Here is a 987-nt window from a genome sequence, read left to right as displayed (position 1 = left end):
CTAGGTGGTGTCTGACAACTCGTGGTGGCGGAGCCAGAGGATGAGGCTGGCCAGTAGCAGGCCGCTGCGGTAGCGGCTGGCCAGTTTGTCGTACCGTGCGGCGATGGCGCGGAACTGCTTGAGTTTTGAGAAGCAGCGTTCGACCAGGTTGCGGCGCTTGTACAGGGTCGTGTCGAAGGCCGGTGGCCGTCCGCCACGGCGGCCTCTGCGCCGGCGGTTGGCGATCTGGTCGGCGCGTTCGGGGATCACGCAGCCGATGCCGCGGCGGTGCAGGTAGCCGCGGATCCGCTGAACCGAGTAGCCCTTGTCACCCAACACACGGCCCGGCCGGGTCCGGGGCCGCCCGCCGGCTGGGCGGGCGATGCGGATCTGCTCGACGACCTCCTCGAACACCACCGAGTCGTTGACGTTGCCGGCGGTGAGGTGCACCACCAGCGGCAGGCCGCGACCGTCCACGACAAGGTGCATCTTGGTGGTGAACCCGCCGCGCGAACGCCCCAGCGCCTGGGCCGACTGCCCGCTTTGGTGATCACCGTGCTCATTGGGCTCATCGTGTTCGATCGTCCCCTGGTCGGGCCCCCTCTCTCCGCGCCCCGGCGGCATGCTGGTGAGCGCGGGCGATCGAGGAGTCGATGGCGACCACGTCCAGGTCCAAGACCGCCAGCGCGTCATCCTTGACCTGCATGTGTTCCAGCAGGCGTTCCCAGGTGCCGTCCTGGTCCCAGCGTTTGAACCGCTCATAGCAGGTCTGCCAGGGGCCGTACCGTTCCGGCACATCCCGCCACGGAGAACCGGTCCGCAACCGCCACAGGATCCCGTTGATCACCTGCCGGTGATCCCGCCACCGGCGGCCCTGCCCACCGGCAGCGGGTAGCAACGGCTCAAGCTGCGCCCACGCCCGATCAGTCAACTCACCACCACGCACCACAGACGATCATCCAACCGGACCAGCACCCGCAACACGATCATTTATCAGACACCGCCTAG

Annotated in this window: 1 protein-coding gene and 1 pseudogene; both read right to left on the bottom strand. The window is 67.8% G+C overall.

The genetic code is table 11. The annotated features are described in order from the left end of the window. Positions 1 to 672 carry an IS5 family transposase gene (locus tag E1298_RS47210; RefSeq protein WP_243726285.1) on the bottom strand — a complete coding sequence of 224 codons (672 nt, stop codon included), beginning with the start codon at positions 670 to 672 and terminating at the stop codon, positions 1 to 3. Positions 673 to 754: 82 nt separating this feature from the next. Next, positions 755 to 925 (bottom strand): annotated as a pseudogene (locus tag E1298_RS51050) (transposase); the annotation flags it as partial. Positions 926 to 987 lie beyond the last annotated feature (62 nt).

Source organism: Actinomadura rubrisoli (assembly GCF_004349215.1).
Taxonomy (GTDB): domain Bacteria; phylum Actinomycetota; class Actinomycetes; order Streptosporangiales; family Streptosporangiaceae; genus Spirillospora; species Spirillospora rubrisoli.
This window is presented reverse-complemented; position numbering and strand designations above follow the sequence as displayed.